At 69.0% G+C, this 20,327-nt stretch carries 17 protein-coding genes and 1 pseudogene; 7 read left to right on the top strand and 11 right to left on the bottom strand.

All coding sequences use genetic code 11. The features are described from left to right. Positions 1 to 7 precede the first annotated feature (7 nt). The 6 genes from ACFYTE_RS35855 to ACFYTE_RS35830 all read left to right on the top strand — a co-directional run bounded on the left by ACFYTE_RS35855 (position 8) and on the right by ACFYTE_RS35830 (position 5,518). Positions 8 to 811: an SDR family NAD(P)-dependent oxidoreductase gene (locus ACFYTE_RS35855; protein WP_388719644.1), complete on the top strand. Its 804-nt coding sequence runs from the start codon at positions 8 to 10 to the stop codon at positions 809 to 811. Positions 812 to 975: 164 nt separating this feature from the next. Continuing rightward, positions 976 to 1,656, top strand: coding sequence for a GntR family transcriptional regulator (locus ACFYTE_RS35850; RefSeq protein ID WP_388719641.1), 681 nt, complete (start codon positions 976 to 978; stop codon positions 1,654 to 1,656). Continuing rightward, positions 1,653 to 2,660: an ornithine cyclodeaminase family protein gene (locus ACFYTE_RS35845; RefSeq protein WP_388719639.1), complete on the top strand. Its 1,008-nt coding sequence runs from the start codon at positions 1,653 to 1,655 to the stop codon at positions 2,658 to 2,660. The genes ACFYTE_RS35850 and ACFYTE_RS35845 overlap by 4 nt, the downstream gene beginning before the upstream one ends. A gap of 4 nt (positions 2,661 to 2,664) precedes the next feature. Next, entirely contained in the window at positions 2,665 to 3,879 is a 1,215-nt protein-coding gene (locus ACFYTE_RS35840) for an NAD(P)/FAD-dependent oxidoreductase (protein ID WP_388719637.1), read from the top strand. Between the two features lie 46 nt (positions 3,880 to 3,925). Further along, on the top strand, positions 3,926 to 4,714 hold the full coding sequence (locus tag ACFYTE_RS35835) for an MBL fold metallo-hydrolase (RefSeq protein ID WP_388719635.1): 789 nt from the start codon (positions 3,926 to 3,928) through the stop codon (positions 4,712 to 4,714). A gap of 363 nt (positions 4,715 to 5,077) precedes the next feature. Beyond that, the gene (locus ACFYTE_RS35830; protein WP_388719633.1) at positions 5,078 to 5,518 is read left to right on the top strand and encodes a pyridoxamine 5'-phosphate oxidase family protein; all 441 of its coding nucleotides are present in this window, start codon (positions 5,078 to 5,080) and stop codon (positions 5,516 to 5,518) included. A gap of 272 nt (positions 5,519 to 5,790) precedes the next feature. On the opposite strand, the pseudogene ACFYTE_RS35825 reads toward ACFYTE_RS35830, so the two are convergent. From ACFYTE_RS35825 to ACFYTE_RS35800, 6 genes and pseudogenes are all read right to left on the bottom strand, one after another. After that, positions 5,791 to 6,144: pseudogene (locus ACFYTE_RS35825) on the bottom strand ((Fe-S)-binding protein); the annotation flags it as partial. A 42-nt stretch (positions 6,145 to 6,186) separates the two neighbouring features. After that, complete coding sequence (locus ACFYTE_RS35820) at positions 6,187 to 6,978, bottom strand: SDR family NAD(P)-dependent oxidoreductase (protein WP_388719632.1); 792 nt, start codon at positions 6,976 to 6,978, stop codon at positions 6,187 to 6,189. Further along, positions 6,975 to 7,820, bottom strand: a complete 846-nt coding sequence (locus ACFYTE_RS35815) for a fumarylacetoacetate hydrolase family protein (RefSeq protein WP_388719630.1) — start codon at positions 7,818 to 7,820, stop codon at positions 6,975 to 6,977. The genes ACFYTE_RS35820 and ACFYTE_RS35815 overlap by 4 nt, the downstream gene beginning before the upstream one ends. A 70-nt stretch (positions 7,821 to 7,890) precedes the next feature. Then, a complete protein-coding gene (locus tag ACFYTE_RS35810) occupies positions 7,891 to 9,249 on the bottom strand; it encodes an MFS transporter (protein ID WP_388719628.1) in 1,359 nt (452 codons plus the stop codon). A gap of 32 nt (positions 9,250 to 9,281) precedes the next feature. Next, positions 9,282 to 10,370, bottom strand: a complete 1,089-nt coding sequence (locus ACFYTE_RS35805) for a mandelate racemase/muconate lactonizing enzyme family protein (RefSeq protein WP_388719626.1) — start codon at positions 10,368 to 10,370, stop codon at positions 9,282 to 9,284. Beyond that, positions 10,358 to 11,323 carry a 2-dehydropantoate 2-reductase gene (locus ACFYTE_RS35800; RefSeq protein WP_388719624.1) on the bottom strand — a complete coding sequence of 322 codons (966 nt, stop codon included), beginning with the start codon at positions 11,321 to 11,323 and terminating at the stop codon, positions 10,358 to 10,360. The genes ACFYTE_RS35805 and ACFYTE_RS35800 overlap by 13 nt, the downstream gene beginning before the upstream one ends. 243 nt (positions 11,324 to 11,566) lie before the next feature. On the opposite strand from ACFYTE_RS35800, the gene ACFYTE_RS35795 reads away from it, so the two are divergent. Next, positions 11,567 to 12,289: a GntR family transcriptional regulator gene (locus ACFYTE_RS35795; RefSeq protein WP_388719622.1), complete on the top strand. Its 723-nt coding sequence runs from the start codon at positions 11,567 to 11,569 to the stop codon at positions 12,287 to 12,289. 653 nt (positions 12,290 to 12,942) lie between these two features. Here the strand turns inward: ACFYTE_RS35795 and ACFYTE_RS35790 are convergent. Genes ACFYTE_RS35790 through ACFYTE_RS35770 form a run of 5 tightly spaced genes read right to left on the bottom strand, consistent with a single transcriptional unit; the run spans position 12,943 to position 20,307 of the window. Then, on the bottom strand, positions 12,943 to 14,157 hold the full coding sequence (locus ACFYTE_RS35790) for an SGNH/GDSL hydrolase family protein (RefSeq protein WP_388719620.1): 1,215 nt from the start codon (positions 14,155 to 14,157) through the stop codon (positions 12,943 to 12,945). Then, complete coding sequence (locus ACFYTE_RS35785) at positions 14,154 to 16,532, bottom strand: glycoside hydrolase N-terminal domain-containing protein (RefSeq protein WP_388719618.1); 2,379 nt, start codon at positions 16,530 to 16,532, stop codon at positions 14,154 to 14,156. The genes ACFYTE_RS35790 and ACFYTE_RS35785 overlap by 4 nt, the downstream gene beginning before the upstream one ends. A gap of 53 nt (positions 16,533 to 16,585) precedes the next feature. Further along, entirely contained in the window at positions 16,586 to 18,418 is a 1,833-nt protein-coding gene (locus ACFYTE_RS35780) for an alpha-galactosidase D (RefSeq protein ID WP_388719616.1), read from the bottom strand. A gap of 48 nt (positions 18,419 to 18,466) precedes the next feature. Beyond that, complete coding sequence (locus ACFYTE_RS35775; protein ID WP_388719703.1) at positions 18,467 to 19,351, bottom strand: carbohydrate ABC transporter permease; 885 nt, start codon at positions 19,349 to 19,351, stop codon at positions 18,467 to 18,469. A 35-nt stretch (positions 19,352 to 19,386) separates the two neighbouring features. Further along, a complete protein-coding gene (locus ACFYTE_RS35770) occupies positions 19,387 to 20,307 on the bottom strand; it encodes a carbohydrate ABC transporter permease (protein WP_388719614.1) in 921 nt (306 codons plus the stop codon). Between the last annotated feature and the right edge of the window lie 20 nt (positions 20,308 to 20,327).

Here is a 20,327-nt window from a genome sequence, read left to right as displayed (position 1 = left end):
CGCAGCGATGAACCGACTTGACCACAAGGTGGCGATCGTCACCGGGGCGGGCAACGGGATCGGGCGCGCGATCGCCCACCGCTTGGCCGCCGCCGGCGCCGCGGTCGCGGTGTCCGACGTGTCGGAGCCCGACGCCGAGAAGGTGGCGCGGGAGATCGGCGAGGCAGGCGGACGAGCGATCGCCGTCCGCGCCGACGTGGCGGACGCCGCGCAGGCCGAATACCTGGTGTCGGCCACGGTACGGACCTGGGGACGCCTGGACATCCTCGTCAACAACGCCGGGGTGGGCGGTCCGAAGGGGCGCCTGCACGAGGTCGAACCGGACGACTTCGACCGCGTACTCGACGTCAATCTGCGGGGCACCTTCCTCTGCTCGAAGTACGCCCTCGGCCATTTCCTGGAGCGGGGAGACGGCCGGATCGTCAACATCGCCTCCACATACGGCCTCATCGGCGCGCCCCAGGCACCCGCCTACTGTGCGACGAAGGGCGGCATCATCAATCTGACCCGTCAGATGGCCGTGGACTACGGTGGGGACGGCATCCGCATCAACGCGCTGTGCCCCGGATACATCGACACCGGGCTCGGCGCGCGGGGACGACGGCTGTCCCCGGAGGCGTTCGCCGAGGCCACCGCTGTCCGCGAGGCGGCGGCCCGGCGCCAGCCACTGGGGCGTCAGGGCAGCCCGGACGAAGTGGGCGAAGTGGCCCTGTTCCTCGCGTCGGACGCCGCGTCCTTCATGACCGGGTCCGTGGTCACCGTCGACGGGGGATGCGTCACCACGTTCAACTACGGGGAGGCCAGCAATTGACCCCGTGATCCCGCGAGAGACGTCGTCGGGCAGGCCACCGCGACGGCTACCCGCCCCATCGGTGCGGTCTAATACCTTACTGGGGTGACCGCCCCGTACGCAGATACAGAGACTCGCCCCAGGCAGACCCCGCTCGCGGGTCCCTCCCCCCATGAAGGAGCCGCATGACCAACTCTCCGTCACCCGAACTCACCGTGTCGCACACCTCGCTGCGCGAGCAGTGCGGCCAGGCGATCCGGGCCCTCATCGTCTCGGGCGGACTCCAACCCGGGGAGATCCACTCCATCGGCTCGCTCGCCGAGAAGCTCGGAGTGTCGATCACACCGGTCCGCGAGGCCCTGCTCGACCTGGCGCGCGACGAACTGATCGAGATGCTGCGCAACCGCGGCTTCCGGGTGGTCGCCCTCAGCGACGAGGACCTGGACGAACTGATGGATCTGCGGCTGATGCTGGAGGTGCCCGCCGTCGAACGCATTGCGGCCGCGCGCCCCGCCCCCGACCTGTCCGAACTGCGCAGCGTCGTGGACGAGATCACCCAGTACGCCGCCGACGGCGACATGGTCAACTTCGTCGCCCGCGACCGGGACCTCCACCTCGGGATCCTGGAGCGGTACGGAAACCGCCGTCTCGTCCAGCACGTCGGACTGCTCCGCGACCAGACCCGGCTGCACGGCCTCCAGAAGGTCGCCGGCTCCCCGGAGTTCTTCCGCTCCGCCGCCGAGCACGGCGAACTGCTGGACCTGATCGAGGCGGGCCGGTCCCGGGAGGCCGCGGACCTCATGCGACGCCATCTGCACCACACCCGTGGACTGTGGTCCGGGCGGGACGAGGAGGCCGGGCGGTGAGCGCGGTGAGCGGCACGGACACCGGGCGGGCGATGCGGTACTGGTCCGCGCGGGAGGTCGCGGACCATGTCACGCTGCGCGCCGCCACCGAGGCCGTCCGCGCGGCGTTCCTGAACGGCGCGGAGGCCGGGCACGAGCAGCCGCTGAGGCTGGCCCTGGGCAACGGCCGGATGCTGGTCATGGCGGCCCGGCGGCACTCCGACGGAAACGCGATCGTCAAGGTCGTGAAGGTCGCCACCGACGCGGCGTCCGGCGGACACACACCGATGATCGACGGGACGCTGCTGTGGGTCGGCGGCAGCGGAGAACCGGTCTGGGCCGCCGACGCCGACGTCCTGACCGTCCTGCGGACCGCGGCGATGGCCAGCCTGGCCACCGACGTACTCGCAGTGAGGCACGCGCACCGGCTGACGGTGCTCGGCGCGGGAGAACAGGCCGCCGCGCAGGTCGCGGCGGTGGCCATGGTCCGCCCGGTGGACGAGGTCACCCTCTGGAACCGGACCCGCCGCCGGGCCGACCTGCTCGCGGAGCGCCTCACCGCGACGATGCCGCAGGCCTGCGTGAGCGTCGCCGAAGACCCGGACGACGCCGTACGGGACGCCCATGTCGTCTGCTGCGCGACGGGCGCCACCGAACCACTGTTCTCCGCGTCCTCGCTCGGGCCGGAAGCCCACCTCAACGCGGTGGGGTCCTACCGGGCGGCGATGCGGGAGTTCCCCGCCGAACTCCTCGGCAGCGCCTCGTATGTGGCGGTGGACGACGCCTCCGCGTGCGCGGTCGAGTCGGGCGAGATCGTGGAGGCCCTCGAACGCGGGCTGCTCCACTCCGGACGGCTGCGGGATCTGACCACTCTGCTCACCGCGCGGCCCGAGCGCCAGGGACAGACCGTGTTCAAGTCCGTCGGCACCGCCCTGGCCGACCTGGCCGTCGCCGAACTGCTCGCTTCCGGAGCGACACACGGCGCGGGCACGGACGCGGCGCCCGGCCGTCCCGGGAACGTGTAGGGCGATGAACGCGAAAGCGCCAAAGGGAACCCGTCACGTTGTCGTCATCGGCGCGGGCGTCGTCGGCCTGTCCACCGCGTGGTTCCTCCAGGAACGGGGAATCGGGGTGACCGTGGTGGAACGCGACCACGTCGGAGCCGGCGCCTCACACGGCAACGCGGGATGGATCGTCCCCGGACGGGCGGAACCGCTCAACGAACCGTCGGCCCTCACCGAAGGACTCAAGGGCCTCGTGGCCCCCCACGGCCCCCTCAGGGTCTCCCCCCGCTGCGGTCCCGCCACGCTGCTGTTCCTGGCACGGTTCGCCCGCCACTGCACGCCCGGACGCCGGGACCGCGCCCGGCGGGGACTCCTCGGGCTCAACGCCGCGAGCACGGCCGCGTACGACCGGCTGATCGCCGGAGGGCTCGACGTACCCGTGATCGACGCGCCGATCGTGGCCGCCTTCTCCTCGCCCGGCCGCATCGGCCACCTGCCGCCCGGCGACGATCTCGCCGCGCTGCCCCTCGGCGAGGCCCGCTCCCTGGCCCCCCAGCTCGGCCCGCGCGTCCGCGCGGCCGTCCACATCCGCGACGCCCGCTATGTGGAGCCCGCCCTGCTGGTACGGGGCCTGGCGAAGGCGGTGGTCGACCGCGGCGGGACGATCCACACCGGTCGGACGGTGACACGGGTGCGTCCCGGGGCAGGGGTCGACACCGATGACGGCACGATCGACGGGGACGCCGTCGTCATCGCCACGGGAGCCGCGCTGAGCACCCTGGCGAAGGAGCACGGGGTGCGCGTCCCGGTCGCCGCCGGACGCGGCTACTCGTTCACCGTACGGCTCAGCCGGCCCGCCCCCGGCCCGCTCTACCTGCCGGAACAGCGGCTGGCCTGCACCCCGGTCCCGGGCGGGCTGCGCATCGCGGGCGTGATGGAGTTCGCGCGGCCCGGAGCGCGGGCAGATCGCCACCGTTTCGATCGGATCGGCCGTAACGCCGCGTCCATGCTGTCCGGCGCCGACTGGTCCGACCGTACGGACGAATGGGCCGGGGACCGTCCCCTCACCCCGGACGGCCTCCCCCTCGTGGGACCCACCCGCACACCGGGCGTCTGGGTCGCGGGCGGGCACGGGATGTGGGGCGTCACCCAGGGCGCGGCCACCGGCGCTCTGCTCGCCGACCACCTCGCCACGGGCGTCGCCCCGGACGCCCTGCGCCCCCTGGACCCCCGCCGGTGAACCCGGCCGGCGGCCATACCGGTCACGTCATGAGAGGGACACGGACATGACCCAACTCCCCACCGCAACACATTGGTTCGCCGCGGAGCCGGTCGACGGGCAGGTCACCCGGATCACCGAGCCCCACCTCCACGCCCTGGTCGCGGCCAACCTGTGGTGGATCCGCGGCGCCACACGGGACGCGGTCATCGACACCGGCCTGGGTGTCGCGTCCCTGCGCCGTCATCTCCCCGCCCTGTTCGCCCATGACCCCCTCGCGCTGATCACCCACACGCACCTCGATCACGTCGGCGGCGCCCATGAGTTCGGGGAGGTCGGGGTCCACGCCGCCGAGGCGGACGTCCTCCGCCACCCGGCGAGGGCGAGCCTGCACACCACGACCGAGCTGGACCTTCTCGGCATCGACGTCACGGGCTTCACATTCCCCGAGCTGCTGCTCGACGCCGTCCCCTCGGACGACTTCGAGCCCGCCGCGTACGGCGTCCGTCCGGTGCTCACACCACCCCGCCGCCTGAACGACGGCGACCTCATCGACCTCGGCGACCGCACCCTGCGCGCCCTGCACGCTCCCGGCCACTCGCCCGGCAGCATGGTCCTGTTGGACGAGACCGCCCGCGTTCTGTACTCGGGGGACGTGATCTACGAGGGCGGCCTGCTGGACGACATGCACGGCGCCGACATCCCGGCGTACGTCGAGACGATGCACCGCCTCCTCGACCTCGACATCGCGGAGGTCCGCGCGGGTCACGGCGACCCGTTCGACGGCGCGCGGATGCGGGAGATCGCCTCGGACTACATCCGCCGCCGGGCGGTCTTCGGCGCTCAGAGGCCGTAGCCGGCCGGTCTGGGAGCCTTGGATCGAGTGGACGTATGCCTGGCTGACATGGGGGCTGACGGCGTTGATCCGCTGGGGCCCGCCGAGGGAAATTCATTCAGTGGGGGACCGTCTTCAGCGAGGAGTCGTTCAGCCGGAACAACCTGCGATTCGCGGACGTCACCGGAGACGGGCGAGCCGACTATCTGGTCGTCTACGACGGCGGGGCAGTCCACGCCTGGCTGAACCGCGGCGGCAACTAGAAACTGTCGTATTTCCCCACCTCTCTGGGACGTCAGGCCGTGTCTCGTCCCTGCCGTGCTGCTGTGGTCCTAGGTCGGAGGTCGGTAGGCAAGGGGCGCGTGGCACCACACGATTGGCGATGTGACATCTCGTAGCTTCGATGTGGACACGTTCCTGCAGCAGCCGCTCACCGCTCGCATGGCCACCAATGGGCCCACCGTGCGCCCGGTCTGGTTCTTGTGGGAGGACGGTGCATTCTGGGTGCTGACAGGTCCGTGGACCCGGTTGTTCGACCGGGTGAAGAACGATCCGAACGTCGCGCTCGTGGTGGATGAATGCGATCTCGTGACGGGACGTGTCCAGCAGGTGATCGCGCGGGGGCGGGCTGCGCTCGTGCCGTTCGACGTGCCGAGGGGCCGGCGCAAGCTGGTCCGCTATCTGGGGGTGGACGAGGCTCTGTGGGATGCGCGATTCGTGGGCTATCTGTATGACGATCCGGGTGAACGAGGCACGATGTGGCTGCGTTTGACGCCCGCCTCGCTCACGGTCCAGGACCTCAGTTATGCCGTCCTTCCGTCCTGAGACCGATGTCACCGGCTGGGGTGGGAGAGCCGCTCCCGCCCCAGTCTCGTTCCGGTGTCCGGCTTACTTGATCGCAGGCTTGTCCGCGGGGTTCTTGGGGCGGTAGCCGGGGCCGTTCATGACGTCCAGTACGCGGGCAGCTCGGGAGGCACGGCAACGGTCCGCGCGCCGCGCTCGGCAAGCAGCCGCATGACGACCTCCGGCAGTTCCTCGTCGATGCACCGGTGAACGATCGCCCGACAGTCCGCGAGGTTCCCCGCGAGCAGCTCGCCGTCTCCTCGGCCGTGCGTGCGCAGACCGTGGCGGGTCGGGTGGTAGGTGACGATGTGCGGGTAGTACGCGCCGACGTCAGTGACGCCGAGCACGTCGATGAGGAACTCGGTGCGCTCGTACGTCTTCGGGATCACCGGTGCCAGTCGCGCCGCGAGGCTGTCACCGCGGCCCTCTGCCCGGTGGCGTTCGCCCATGCGCGGGTACAGTTCGCGCACCATCGCCGCGCACGAACCGGACGGCGTGATGATCGCGTCGTATTCGCCCGAGGCGATCCCGGGACCGAAGACACCGGAGTAATGCCGGGCCAGTGGTTCGGCCTCGTGCCGGTAGCCGGTGTTGTAGTGGGCCTGCCCGATCGTGCGGGCGGCATCGGTGCTCGTGACAAGGCGGCCTGGTCACTGTGTGCGCAACCTCAGTCCTTGCATCCCGCCGTCGACCGCGAGGTCCGTGCCGGTGGTGGCGCCGGAGCGGGGGCTGGCCAGGTAAGCGACGGCGTTGGCAACCTCCTCAGCGCTGACCAGTCGGCCGCTCGGCTGGCGGGCCGCCAGGGCGGCGCGCTCGGCGTCGGGGTCGTCCGCGGCAGAAAGGAGCCGGCCCACCCAGGGCGTGTCCACCGTGCCGGGGTTCACGCAGGACACCCGAATGCCCTCGTGCAGATGGTCGGCCGCCATCGCACGAGTCAGGGCCAGGACGGCGCCCTTGCTCGCCGAGTACAGGGCCCGCCGGGGCAGTCCTGCGGTCGCTGCAATTGAGCACATGTTGACGATCGCGGCATGTCCGTTGCCCCGGGCTGCGGCCTTGCGCAGCGCAGGCAGGGCCGCAGCCGTGACGCGGGCGATGCCGATGACGTTGACGTCGAGCACGCGGTGCCACTCGTCGGGAGCGTTGTCCTCGACAGTGCCCTGGGCGCCGATTCCGGCGTTGTTGACGAGTACGTGGATGTCACTGAGTTCGTTCATCACTGTGTCGACAGCCGTGCGGACGGCCTCGTCGTCGGTGACGTCGCAGTGGACGTGCAGGAACGGCTCGTCGGTTCCGGCCAGGTCGAGTACGGCCACTTTGGCGCCCCGCGCGTGCAATTCGCGGGCGGTGGCCAGACCGATACCGGAGGCGCCGCCGGTGATGACGGCGACGAGACCCCCGTATTCGAGCCCAGTGATGCGGTGGTTGTCGGTGGTGTGGGTCATCGTCCATCCTTCGCTGCGACCATCGTCTGACGCTGCTGGCCGAGTCCGTCGCCGTCGAGTTCGACGACGTCGCCGGCGCGCAGGTAGGGGAAACGCCCTGAGAGAGCGACGCCCTCCGGGGTGCCGGTGAGGATGAGATCGCCAGGTTCCAGAGTCATGAACTGGCTGAGCCGGTGGACGATGTCGGGCACGGAGAAGATGAGGTCGGCGGTGCTGGAGTCCTGGCGAGGCTCGCCGTTGACGCGACTGCGCAGACGTACCGCCGCCGGATCGAGTACGTCGGCGGTGACCAGCCACGGGCCCACGGGCGTGAACGTGGGTGCGGACTTGCCCTTGGACCACTGTCCTCCTGAGCGGTGCAGTTGCAGCTCGCGTTCGGAGACGTCGTTGACGAGGACGTAGCCGGCGATATGGGCTGCGGCGTCGGCAGGTGTATCGAGGTAGCTGGTCTGCCGGCCGATGACCACGCCGAGTTCGACCTCCCAGTCCGTCATGGTACTTCCCCGGGGGATCGTGACCGGGTCGTTCGGGCCGACCACCGTGTTGGGATGCTTGAAGAACACGACCGGCTCGGTGGGTGGTTCGGCGCCGGACTCGGCCGCGTGCCGGGCGTAGTTCATGCCGATGCAGACAACTGCGGTGGGCCGGGTGATGGGCGCGCCGTGGCGCAGGCCCGCGGTGTCCCGGAGTTGGGGAAGGGTGCTCGGGTCGATTGCGGGCAGATGGTGTTCGAGAAACTCAGGGGTCACGTCCGTGGTGACACCCCGCAGGTCGAGGACGCGGTCGCCGTCGATGACGACCGGTATTTCCTGTCCTGGCTGGCCCAGTCGGGCGATACGCATGGTGGTTCTTCCTCATTTCCTTGCTGCCGAGGAGTCGTTCGTATTCGGCGATTCGTGCGGTGTCACGGGGTCAGCGGTAGGTTCCGGTCGAGTCGCGGAGGGCGTCGACGGTCGTGACGGCGAGGTCACGGCCGCGGGTCTCGGGGCCGAGGCCCACAGCGAGGCCACCGACGGCGCAGGAGGCGATGACGAACAACGCGACGCTCCAAGAGCGGCCTCCCGTCGCGGCGACGAGGGCGACGGCGATGAGCGGGGTCAGTCCGCCGGTGACGGCGCCGGCGACCTCCCGGTACAGGGCGAGACCGGTGAAGCGGGACCGTGCGGTGAACAGCTCGCTGTAGTAGGCGGCCTGCGGGGCGAACATGCAGCCCACGCCGATCCCCATGCTCACCACGACGGCCAGGGTGACGATGAGCGAGGTGTGTGCGTGGTCGATGACCCAGAAGTACGGGAAGACGAACGCGGCCGAGAAGACGATGCCGGCCAGGGCGACCGGTTTGCGGCCGACACGGTCGGTGAGATGGGCGAACAAGGGGAGGGTGAGGGCTGTCACGGCGGTACCGACGGTGATGGCGACGGGGCCCGTCGAACTGGAAAGTTCCAGGGTGTCGGTGAGATAGGCGGCCAGGAACGTCAGGTTCAGGTAGGCGACGACGTTCTGCGCGGTCTGGAGGCCGAAGACGACCAGGCCGGCCTTCCATTCGGTGCGCACGACCTCTCGTACAGGGGAGACCTCGGTGGTCTTCGATCCTTCCTGGGCGGCTTCGAACGCCGGGCTCTCGGTCAACCGCAGGCGGATAACCAGAGCCACGGCGATCACCAGCACGCTTGCCGCGAACGGGATGCGCCAGCCCCAGGTCAGGAACTGCTCTTCCGGCAGCTGCGTCACCAGCGCGAAGGCGCCCGAGGCGAGGAGGATCCCGATGTAGACACCAACGCTGGGTGCCGCACCGAACAGTCCGCGTCGCCGCGGCTGGGAGAACTCGGCCGCCAGGATGGCCGCCCCGCCGTATTCGGCTCCGGCCCCGAGCCCTTGGACGGCGCGCAGGACGACCAGCAGGACGGGGGCGAGGACGCCCACTTGCTCGTACGTCGGGATCAATGCCATGCCGACGGTGGAGACACCCATCACCAGAAGGGTGATGACCAGGACGCGCTTACGGCCGAACAGGTCGCCGAGGCGACCGAAGAGGAGACCGCCGAGCGGCCGGACGAAGTAGCCGATGGCGAGTGTGCCGAAGGAGGCCAGGAGTGAGGCCGTGGGGTCGGACGACGGAAAAATGATCTTGTTGAAGACGAGGGCCGCGGCCGTGCCGTAGAGGTAGAAGTCGTACCACTCAAGGGCCGAACCGACGAGGGAGGCCAGCAGGACTCTGCGGCGGTGCGCGGTGGCGGCGGGAACGGGTTTCACAGTGGAGAGGGTGGACACCGTTGTCCTCCTGTGGTGGAAAGGGACGGGGCTCAGGCGACCCGCCGGTCGTCGATGGCGTCGCGGCTCCAGGCGATACCGAGTCCCGGCTCCTGGGGCACGTGTGCGAGGCCGTCTGCGATGTGCAGCTGGCGGGTGGTCACCGCGCGGAGTTGGGGGATGTACTCGACGTAGCGGGCGTTGGGCACTGCGGCGCTGAGGCTGACGTGGATCTCCATCAGAAAGTGTGGGCAGACCTCGGCCCCGAACGCCTCAGCGAGATGGGCGAGCTTGAGCCACGGGGTGATGCCGCCGATCCGGGAGACGTCCGGCTGCACGATGCCGGCGGCGCCGCGCTGGAGGTACTCGCGGAAGTGGCCCAGGGAGTAGATGGACTCCCCGACCGCCACGGGGACGGTCGTCGAGGCGGACAGTCGTTCGTGCCCGGCCACGTCGTCGGCGGGCAGCGGCTCCTCCAACCAGCCGACATCGTACGGTTCGAGAAGGGCGGCGCGCCGCACCGCCTCGGCGGGAGTGAAGGCCTGGTTCGCGTCGACCATGATGTCCATGCCGGGGCCGACCGCTTCACGGACGGCCCGGATACGCGCTGCGTCCTCTTTGGGACTCGGCTTGCCGATCTTTACCTTGACTCCGGAAAAGCCCTGGTCACGCGCTTCGAGGGCGCCCGCGACCAACTCGCCCTCGTCGAGCTGGAGCCAGCCGTGCTCGGTGTCGTACACCGGCACGGCCGACCGGTATCCCCCGGCCACACGCCACAGTGGCTCACCCGCTCGCAGGCAGCGCAGATCCCACAGTGCCAGATCCGCGGCGGCCAGGCCCAACGCGGTGATCGTTCCGACCATCGTGGCCCGGGTGCTGTCGTACATCGTCCGCCAGGCGCTCTCGATCTCACGGGAGTCATGACCGATGAGCGAGGGCAGCAGGTGGTCGCGCAGCATCGCGAGGACGGCCCGGCCGCCGGTGCCGATCGTGTACGAATAGCCGGTGCCGGTCAGTCCGTCGGCCGTCGTCAGCTCGACGAAGAGGGTCTCCTGCTTGAGGAACGCCTGCTTGGCGTCCGTACGCACCGTCTCCACCTCGATGTCCACGAGGTAGGCCTCCGCCTTGATCACTTGTGCCACTGCTGCTCCTGATCTTTGAAGGTGTCGTGCGCCGCTGCTGTCGCGGACGGCGCGGTGTCAAGGGCGGCGACGAGCGCCAGCACCATGGCGCACACCGGCGCGGTGAGCGCGTGCGTGCGGGCCCTGCGGACGACGACACCGAGCAGCCCGTCGTATTCGAGGCGACGTCCGGCGAGGCGGTCGGCGAGCATCGACGAACCGGCCCCGGCCGGGCGGGTGTCGATCCATGCGAGGGCCTCGTCGACGGCTTCGGCCGGCAGCCGGGCGCCTTCGGCCCGGCCCACCGCAGCCACTTCGGCGAGCATCGTGGCCGCCAGGTTCCGAACGGACGGGTCACCGAAAACCTCGACGCGGCGGCAGGTGAGGGCCGTGAGGGGGTTGGCAACCGCGTTGACCATGAGTTTGCGCCAGGCTGCGGTGGTGAAGTCGGCGACGGTGTGCACGCCGAGCCCGGTCCGGTCCAGGAGTGGGCGGGCGCGGCGCCCCGGCGCGTCACCGCCGATGACCAGGCCCGGACCGTCCTGTCGCAATCCCACCCGGTCCCTGCCATGCCGTTCGGCGTTGAATTGGACGAGGGTCGGCACCACTTGGCGGTGTGTGGCGTGGGGCGCCACCAGTTCCCGGTGCTCGATGCCGTTCTGCGCGACGACGACCAGGGTGTCGCTGTCGACCAGCCGCTCAAGCCAGGCGCGTGCCGCGTCCTTCTGATGCAGCTTGGTCGCCACCACCACCCAGCGGAAGGGGTGCACACGGGCTGGTTCGCTGTGCCACTCCACATCGACAGTCCGTGTCCCGTGCTCGTCGCTCGACGTCACCACCGTCACCGGCGCTGTGCCGGGTCTTCCGCACAGCGTCACCGGGTGTCCCTGCCCGGCCAGCCGAGCCGCGAGCGCGAGACCGACGGCTCCTGGACCGACTACCGCGACGGGGTCGTATCCCGGGGTGCTCAGCATCCCTCCACACCTCGTTTCCTATAGGAAATGACGCTGGACGACAGAATGCTATAGGAATTGGCCTGTGGCAATGGCTTGCGCGCACCGGCGCCTAGAGTTGGCGGCTCGCCTGCGACGGGCATCACGCGAAGGGGTTCGACTATGGAAAGGGGCGCCGAGGCGTCGGCGGCCAGGGCGTGCCCCCGCCGTACACAGACTGGCGCGCGGACCCCGTATGAGCAGGGATTCTCTATGATTCGTGTCATGGCTGATGGGATTCGACAGGATGCGCTGACCGATCGCGTCTACGAAAGCGTCAAGGCGATGGTCATGGACCACGAGATCGCACCTGGTGCCCGCGTGAGCATCGAGGGACTGGCCCGTCAGCTCGACGTGTCGGCGACCCCGGTGCGAGAGGCGCTCGCCCGGCTTGAGTCGGAGCGGCTTGTGGTCAAGCGGGCCAACGCCGGCTATCGAGCCACCGACCTGCTCGACTCCGACGCCTTGCTCGACCTGTTCGAGATGCGGTTGTTGCTGGAGCCCCGGGCCGCTTCACTGGCGGCAGAGAACGCGAGCGATGACGAACTGCGCCAACTGCGCTCCCTCGTCGAGGAGATGCACCGCCAGCCCGACCTGGGCGAGAAGTACTCGGACTATCGCCGATTCGCCGCGCTCGACCAGGAATTCCACGACGTGCTGGCTCGGGCCGCGGGGCGGCCGCTGCTCGCCGACGCAGTGAACCGCCTCCATGCCCATCTGCACATGCTGCGGCTGAACAGCGCGCCCGGATCTGTCGACGCCACCGTCGCCGAGCACCAGCACATCCTGGACGCCCTCGTGCAGCGCAACCCGGACAGGGCGGCCGATGCGATGGCCAGGCATCTGCGCTCCAGTCGGGTGCGTCACCGCCCGCAGCCCTCGGCGCGTGGCCGGGCGGCGTCCCGCCGAGTGCCGACGGGCGGCACGCCCCGGCGGCGTCCGTCGTGACAGGTGCCGGTTCCATGGTGGTAGTCACCCTCTCGCGGACCGACGCGTGAGGAGCAGAACGGCGCCTGAGCAGGCAAGTTGCCCGACAGGCGCCCTCCGGCACGGCGGAGACATGGGGCTCGCCGGCGACCAGGCCGCGGGAGGCGAGGGACTCGGCGGTGTGCAGCAGTGCGGATTGCAGTGCCCCCACCGCGGCCTCGGCCGCGGGGACCGGGTGCGTCGGCGCCGCCGCGGCGCAGTGAGCGGACCAAGTAGTGGCCCGGGACGGGCAGGGCGGTGATTCCGCCGTGGGTGATCTGTTCGGCGGCATGCGCCGGCAGGATCGCCGGGCCGAGTCGCAGGTACCGTCCGTCGGACTCCGCTCGCAAGCGGGATATGCCTGGCCGACGGCGACGCGCAGCAGCGATTCATGGCCGTGACCAGCGGGATCAGTTCCTCGTCGCGGAGCCTGCGTGGCGGACTTCGGCCGCTGCTTGCGCGCGAAGTACGTCGACGGGGACAGCTGAAGCACCCGGCAGACAGTCGAGCGGCGAAGGTCGGCGTGCGTCCCCTTTGAGGGCTCTGCCATGGGAGCCGTCGACTGCGGCGTCGTCCATCTTCAGTAGGCCGCTCTCACGCAGTTCCGTCAGTCACCTTCTTACACAGCACATGGATCAGTCGGGCATGGCTGGGCAGTCGATGTCCGTCAGGTCGACCGCGTCGGCCATCGCCTGCATGCCCTTGTCGTTGGGATGCACATGGTCACCGTTGTCGAAGAACGGCAGCATGCGTTCGTGATCGTAGGGACTGCGCAGCGCGCGGTCGAAGTCGGTCACTGCGTCGAACTCGGCACTGTTCCTGATGAACTCGTTGACGTCCTGCCGTAGGGCCTCGGCTTGGGGGTCCCACTCCGGCCAGCCCTTGAACGGACCGATTGTGGCCCCCACGACGCAGAGCCCGGACGCATGGGCGCGGTCGATGATCTCCCGGTAGCCGGCGATCATCTCCTCGGCCTTGACGCCGGTGTGGGCTTTGATGTCGTTGACTCCCTCGAAGAGGAACACTGTGCGCACTCCCGGATGGGACAGCACATCGCGGTCCAGCCGGCTCAGCGCACTCTGGCCTGCGCCGTCGGCGAGGACCTTGTTTCCCGAGATCCCTTCGTTGGCCACGCCCTCGATGGTCGTGGTGGTGGACTTCTGCAGTCGGCGTGCCAGGTAGTCGGGCCAGCGGCGGTTGAGATCCATACTGGACTGCCAGCCGTCGGTGATGGAGTCACCGAGTGCCACCATCGCTCCCGTGGCAGTGAACGTGCGCACGGTCACCGCGTCCAGGTAGAACCAGGAGCTGATGGTGTCCGTCCAGTTGGCCGCTTCCTCCTCAGCGGTGTGATCGCCCTGGGTCACATACGACGTCTGCATGGCCATCCCGTGGCCCGTGGCCGGACCCGCCGCGTCAGGAGTGTGGAAGCTGACGACCAGGTCTGTCCCCGGGGCCGTCCTGCCCGGCAGCGGATCACTGCGGACGGTGGAACCGGCTGGGACGGTGACGGACCGTGCCCCGCCGAAGGTCAGTCGCCGGTTGCTGCCGCGCAGCACTTCGGCGCCTGCCCGTTGGATGCCCGCGTAGACGCTGTCGAACGTCACGGGGCGGTCGCCGAAGGAGTTGGAGAGCCGGATCCGCAGGTCGTCGCCGCCGACGCTGGTGTGGATGACGAGCCGGTAGCCGCGGCCGGCCACTCCTTCGCCCAAGCGGTCGGCGCCGGCGCCCCAGGTGACGACGTCGTGCTTCGGTTCTGCCGCCCCTGCCACAGAGGGGACGGCCTGCACAGCCACGGCGAGGAGTACCGTGACGAGCAGCCGGCGCAGCCGGGCGTGGCGAGTCCTCATGCGGTGAAGTCCTTCAATGTGACGATCCGGCCCGGTTCGAGCGTCACTGTTCGCGAAACGTCCGCGTACACGACTTCGGTGGTGCGGCCGCCGACGCTGCGGATGCGTGCCTTGGTCGGCCGGCCCTTGCGCCATGTGAGGTCCACGATGAACCCGCCGCGTACGGGGACGCCCTGGACGGAGCCGGAGGCGGCCCATGCGTCGGGGAGCGCGGGAAGCAGCTCCACGTGTCCGGGGCGGGAGTACAGCAGCATTTCGATCATCGCTGTCGGTGTGCCGAAATTCGCGTCGATCTGGAAGATGCCGCGGCCCTGTTCGACTGCGTAGATGTCGAAGAGGTTGAACGCGGTGCCGTTCGTGCCGTCGATGGAGGGGCGGAGGTTGTCGATGACGAGCCGGTAGGCCTTGTCCGCGTCCTTCAGTCGCGCCCAGCACAGGGCGCGCCAGGCGTTCGCCCAGCCGAAGCTCTCCATGCCGCGGGCGGTGAGCACCGCGGTGGCGCCGTCGACGATCTCCTTCGGGGTGGAGCCGTCGGGGCGGATGCGGTCACCGGGGAACAGGCCGATCAGGCCGGACAGGTGCCGGTGCGTGGTCTCGCCCAGGTTGTCCGGCGACATCCACTCCTCAAGCCAGCCCGTCTTCGGGCTCACCTGCGGCAGGTAGAGCTTTTTGCGCAGCGCGGCGATCGTGTCCGCGTAGCTGGTGTCCTTCTTCAGTTGGGCGGAGGCGGCGCAGTAGTTGCCGAACAGTTGCCACACCAGTTCCTGGGCATAGGTGATGCCCTTGGCATCCAGGGGGCCGTGTTCGGGGGACCAGTCGCTGTCGGCGATCAGTACCTCCTCGGAGTTGCCCGGGAGGGTGGTGGTCAGTAGCCGTGCCTCCCAGAACTCGCAGGCGCCCTTCAGCAGTGGGTAGATTTTCGCCAGGTGTGTACGTGACTGGGTGTACTCGTAGTGCTCGTACAGGCTGTTGCACAACCAGGCGTTGCCTGCGGGGTGCCACCACCAGCCGTTTCCGCCGTGGATGTTGGTGGAGATGGCGACGGTCCAGCCTGCGATCTTTCCGGTGGAGTTACGGTAGCGGTTTCGCGGGTCGTTGAAGAGCCGGTGGGTGAGGTCGGTCCAGGACGGCAGCTGGGCGAGGCAGTAGTCGGTGAATGTCTCGAAGCACGAGGACAGGGCCGTCCGGTCCGCCATCCAGTAGTTCATCTGGAGGTTGATGTCGCTGTGGTAGTCGCCCATCCAGTCCGGGTCGTTGCCGTCCAGCCATAGTCCTTGCAGGTTCAGGGGCAGGCTGCCACGTGATCCGGAAATCATCAGGTACCGGCCGAATTGCAGGTAGGCCGCTTCGAGTTCGGGATCGGGGGCCTTGTCGCGGGCGCGCGCCGCGAGGCGCTCCCAGGTGTCGAGGGAGCGCTGGGTGTCCGTGGACGTGCCCAGGGAGAGGCTGAGTTGCTTGTAGAGGGAGTGGTAGTCGGCGACGTGGGTGCGCAGGAGCGTGTCGGCCGAGTGCCGGGCGGCGGTGGTGGCCTTCGTGCGGGCCAGTTTCTCGGGGTCGAGGGAGGGGTCGCGGTAGGCGGTGCGGGCGTCGGGGGCGTAGTTGGTGCCACCGCTGACCACTATGGTGACGCTCTTGCAGTCGGAGAAGTCGATGTGTGTGCCACGGGTGCGGATGCGGCCGCCGTTGCCGTAGGCCTTCAGCGCCGCGCCGTAGCACAGGCCGTTGGGGAAGGACGCCGCGAACGATTCGGCACTCGAAGGGCTTTCTCCGTGCGTGCCCTCCAGGCTGATGGTGCCGGTGTAGCGGCCGCCACCGTCCTGAGTGAAGTGCAGGACGATCGCGTCGTCGGGGCGGCTGGCGAAGATCTGGCGCCGGTAGGTGACGCCGGAGCGAACGTAGGAGCTGGTGATCAGGCCCTGGGCGAGATCGAGGGTGCGGCGGTAGTCGTTGACGCCGGCCAGGTCGTGGTCGGGGATGTCCACGGTCAGCCGGGCGAGCAGGGTGAAGGAGCCGAAGCCGGTGCGGTGGTCGTAAGGGAACTGGCCGTCGGCGTCGAGCGTGTCGTTGAGACCACCGGTCCACATCGTCGCGTCGGTGATCAGCAGAAGCTCGCGGCCGGGATCGTTGCTCGCGAGGGCGCCGAGGCGGCCGTTGCCGACGGGCAGGCCCTGCTCGATCATGGAGTGCTCGTTGCCGGGCGCCCGCCACCAGAGCCGGTCGCGCGCCGTGCCGGTGAACGGAGGTGTCTCGGAGTGACGTCGGGGTGCGGCTGTGGCGGTGAAGGTAGGCAGGGAACCGAGGGCCGCGGTCAGGCCGGCCGTCGTGGCGAGGGAGAACAGGGTTCTTCTGCTGGGGTCGGTCGGTCGGGGGGTCATGGCGGCTCCAGAGGACTGAGCGGGGCCCGGGCCGGCACCGGGCCCCCGGGGCTTCAGGATGTCGTCGGCACGTCGATCCGGTCGATGTCCGGCGCATAGCCGGACCCGCTGTCGAAGGTGAGGGTGTTGGCGCCGGCCTTGAGCGTCACCGGTACGTGCACAGTGCTGACCGTGCCCCAGTCACCGGTGGAGGGAAACAGGTGGCTCGTGGCGCCTGCGCCGTTGGCCGACACGTTCACCGAGCGGGCGTCACCACTGATGTAGGAGACCTTGACCTGGTAGGTGCCGGCTTTGGGAACGACGATGTTGCCGAAGGTCAGCTTGCCGCCCTGGTACAGGTTGCCGACCTTGCGGCCGCCGGAGCAGGCCGGGCAATCGACGACGGAGGCGTTCCCGGCGAGTGTGTTCGCCGGGGCTTCGGCTTCGATACCGGTCCAACCGAGCCGGCCGCCGCGCGGGGTGATGGTGAACAAGCGGGAGCCGTGCCCGGGCAGGGCCTGGGTGATCCGGTTCTTGTGGGTGCCGAGGTTTTCGTGGTTCCACAGGTCCCGGACTCCGGCTTTGCCGGTGAAGCCGAGCGTCGCCCAGTCGGCGCTCACCGCGGCCGGTGCGTCGGCGAGATTGAACAGGGCGACGGTGTAGGTGCCGTCGGGGTTCTTCGCGGCCCACACCTGCTGGGGATCGGAGGGGGTGACAGGCCGGGCGGGCGGTGCGGCACCCTGGTTGACGGCGATGACCTCGCGGTTGGTCAGCAGGGACAGGCCGTAGGAGTCCAGGCGGGTGAGATCGTCGCCGGTGTAGAGGGGTGACTTGGCGATGGCCCACAAGGTGGCGTAGGTCTGCCGCTCGGCTTTGGAGAGGCCGTCCATGGTGCCGTTGCCGACGTTGAGGGAGTCGAGGTCGTTCCAGCCGCCGGGGCCGGCGTGCCGTGTCCAGGCCGGTGTGTCGTTGAAGCGGTCGTCGACGGAGTTCTCCCAGCTGACGAGGGTGTTGCAGTAGCACTCGACGTCGGTGTCGATGCGCCAGCCGTTGGAGTACTTCTTCCAGTCCTCGGCGTGGCCGATGTCCAGGGACCAGGAGACTTCCAGATGGATGGGGCGCCCGGTGGCGGCGATGGCCTTTTGCCAGGCGGCTACATCGGCCACGTTGTCGTACTGGTCGCCGCTCTTGAAGGAACCGGGGCCGACGCCGTCGAGCTTGAGGAAGTCATAGCCCCAGTCGGCGAACATCTGCGCCTGGGAGTCGATGTACTTCTGGGCGCAGGGACGGGAGAAGTCGATTTTGTAGGCGCTGTCCCAGCCGTTGGTGGTGCGCAGGTCGGAGTGGACGATGTCGGCGGTGGTACAGCCTTCGGCGTTGCGGATCGGCGACTTGCCGTCGTTGTAGGCCTCCTTCTCCAGGCCGACGGGGAGGTAGATGCCGGCTTTGAGCCCCTTGGCGTGGATGTGGTCGGCGACGGCTTTCATGCCGCGGGGGAAGCGCTCAGGGTCGGCCTTCTGGCGGGCGTACCGGTCGAACTGCGGTGTCCAGTCCTTGTCGCGCCACCAGCCGGCGTCGATGTTGACGTACTCGTATCCGTACTTCTTCAGCTTGGCGGCCAGGGCGTCGGCCTGCTTCAGCACGTTCGCCTCGGTGAGGTAGCTGTAGTCGCCGTCGGGGTTGAGGCCGGGGTACTTCGACGACTGCATGCTCCAGCTCGACCAGCCCATGTATGGCTTGGCCGCAAGTGCGGGGGCGGTACCCGCTGAGCGGGCTTCGTCCTGTGCGGGGGCTGCGGTCTCGGCGGAGGCCGCGGGGGCGACAGCGGCCAGGCCTGCGGCGAGTGCCAGGGCTGTGACGGTTCTCAGGGCGCGCGCGGGCATGGCAGGGTACGAGGATGACCGCATGGGTCGGACCTCCGGTAAGTGGGTTCGGCGGGAAGTGAGGGGAGCGGCTCAGCCCTTGCCCGAGCCGATGGTGAGGCCGCTGATGAACTGGCGCTGGAGGGCGAAGTACACCAAGAGGGTGGGGATCGCGGTCATGAGAGCCCCTGCCGCGATCAGGTTGGGGTTGGTGAAGTACTGGCCCTGGAGGTTGGCCAGTGCGGAGGTGATGGGGCGCTTGTCACCTGTCTCGATGAGAGTGAGCGGCCAGAAGAAGTCGTTGTAGATCCAGATCGACTCCAGCGTCGCCAGGGCAGCGAAGGCCGGCCGGCACAGCGGCAGGACGATCTGGAGGAACTGGCGCCACACCTGGGCGCCGTCGACGACTGCGGCTTCGAAGATCTCCTTGGGGATCGTCTTCATGTAGTTACTGAGGACGAAGGTGCAAAAGCCGCATTGGTAGGCGATGTGGATCGCGATGATGCCCCAGGCGGAGTCGTACAGCAGTAGGGAGTCGCTCATCCACGGCGGCAGCGGGATCAGCAGGTAAAGCCGGTACAGGGGCGTGATGAGCACCTGCGCGGGCAGCAGGTTGCCCGCGGTGAACAGCATCAGCAGCACGATGTTGAACCGGAAGCTGAAGCGGGAGACGAAGAAGGCCACGGCCGCCGAGAACAGCAAGGTGCCCAGTACCGAGGGGACGGTGATGAGCAGGGAGTTGAAGAAGAAGTGCGGCATGCCGGACTGGGTCCAGGCGTCTGAGTAGTTCTCCAGGCCGAGGCTGCGCGGCCAGGAGAAGTAGCCGTTCTTCGCGGTGTCGGCGTACGCCCTCAGTGAGGTGTAGACGGCCCACAGCAGCGGGATCAGCCAGAGCACACTGATGCCGGCGAGCAGGACGTGACGACCGACGTTGCGCGGCGGGCGTGAGGGGCTGCCCTGCTCGGGCGGGCATGCCACTCGTGTCCTGGTGGGCGGTCCTGCCGTGGCCGTGGTCACTGTTCCTCCTTGCGGAAGGTCTGGACGAGGAACGTTCCGATCGCGGCCAGGGAGACCAGGAGGAGCACGACCGCGAGCGCGGAGCCGTAACCGATGTGGCCGGACTCGCCGATGATGTTGTCGGTGATCAGCAGGGAGAGCAGTTCCATGCCCGGCTTGCTGCCGACGCCGCCGGAGAGGACGTAGACGATGTCGAAGGCGCGCAGTGACTCCATGACAGTCACGACGAGGATGATCACGTTGACCGGTTTCAGCGCCGGGAAGACGACACGCAGGAAGGTCTGGCGCCCATTGGCGCCGTCGAGTGCGGCAGCCTCTTTCAGAGCGGGGTCGAAGCTCTTCAGGCCGGCCAGGTAAAGGATCATGATGTAGCCGGTGTGCCGCCAACCCGATGCGACCAGCACTGCCCACAGATTGATGTCGGGGTTGCCCAGCCAGTCAATGTGGTGGGAGGCGCCGGCCGCCCCGAGGACGCTGTTCAGCAGTCCGGTGTCGGGGTTGTAGATGATCTCCCAGATGAACCCGACGACGGCCAGGGAGAGCACCATCGGCACGAAGATCGCGGTCTGGTAGATCCTGGTGAAGCGGATCTTCTTGTCGAGCTGGTAGGCGAGGAAGATGCCGAACGGCGTGGGCAGCAGTGCCGTGAACAGCAACCACACGATGTTGTGCCGCACCGCGGGCCAGAACGGCGGATAGTTGGTGAGGATCTGATGGTAGTTGTCGCCCCCGGTCCAGTGGATGTCAGTGAGGTCGATGCCGTCCCAGGCGGTGAAGGACAGACCCACCGAGGCGAGTGCGGGAAGCCAGACCAGAACCAGCAGGGCGAGAAGCGGGATGCCGATGACGGCCGTCAGGAACAGGCGGTCACCCGTGCTCAGGCGGCCGAAGCGATGCGGGGCAGTGGGAGAAGGCACGGTGGGGGGCCTTTCCGGTC

Origin of the sequence: Streptomyces sp. NPDC004629 (assembly GCF_042873595.1) — a bacterium.
Lineage (GTDB): Bacteria > Actinomycetota > Actinomycetes > Streptomycetales > Streptomycetaceae > Streptomyces.
The sequence above is the reverse complement of the archived record's forward strand: the minus strand, read 5'-3'. Positions and strand labels throughout refer to the sequence as shown.

Excerpts from the sequence above, each read along its gene's own strand:
- ACFYTE_RS35795 (WP_388719622.1), top strand. The coding sequence starts at position 11,567 with ATGGCTGATGGGATTCGACAGGATGCGCTGACCGATCGCGTCTACGAA.
- ACFYTE_RS35815 (WP_388719630.1), bottom strand. The coding sequence starts at position 7,820 with ATGCGTATCGCCCGACTGGGCCAGCCAGGACAGGAAATACCGGTCGTC.
- ACFYTE_RS35785 (WP_388719618.1), bottom strand. The coding sequence starts at position 16,532 with ATGACCCCCCGACCGACCGACCCCAGCAGAAGAACCCTGTTCTCCCTC.
- ACFYTE_RS35840 (WP_388719637.1), top strand. The coding sequence starts at position 2,665 with ATGAACGCGAAAGCGCCAAAGGGAACCCGTCACGTTGTCGTCATCGGC.
- ACFYTE_RS35850 (WP_388719641.1), top strand. The coding sequence starts at position 976 with ATGACCAACTCTCCGTCACCCGAACTCACCGTGTCGCACACCTCGCTG.
- ACFYTE_RS35855 (WP_388719644.1), top strand. The coding sequence starts at position 8 with ATGAACCGACTTGACCACAAGGTGGCGATCGTCACCGGGGCGGGCAAC.
- ACFYTE_RS35790 (WP_388719620.1), bottom strand. The coding sequence starts at position 14,157 with ATGAGGACTCGCCACGCCCGGCTGCGCCGGCTGCTCGTCACGGTACTC.
- ACFYTE_RS35820 (WP_388719632.1), bottom strand. The coding sequence starts at position 6,978 with ATGACCCACACCACCGACAACCACCGCATCACTGGGCTCGAATACGGG.
- ACFYTE_RS35800 (WP_388719624.1), bottom strand. The coding sequence starts at position 11,323 with ATGCTGAGCACCCCGGGATACGACCCCGTCGCGGTAGTCGGTCCAGGA.
- ACFYTE_RS35780 (WP_388719616.1), bottom strand. The coding sequence starts at position 18,418 with ATGCGGTCATCCTCGTACCCTGCCATGCCCGCGCGCGCCCTGAGAACC.
- ACFYTE_RS35835 (WP_388719635.1), top strand. The coding sequence starts at position 3,926 with ATGACCCAACTCCCCACCGCAACACATTGGTTCGCCGCGGAGCCGGTC.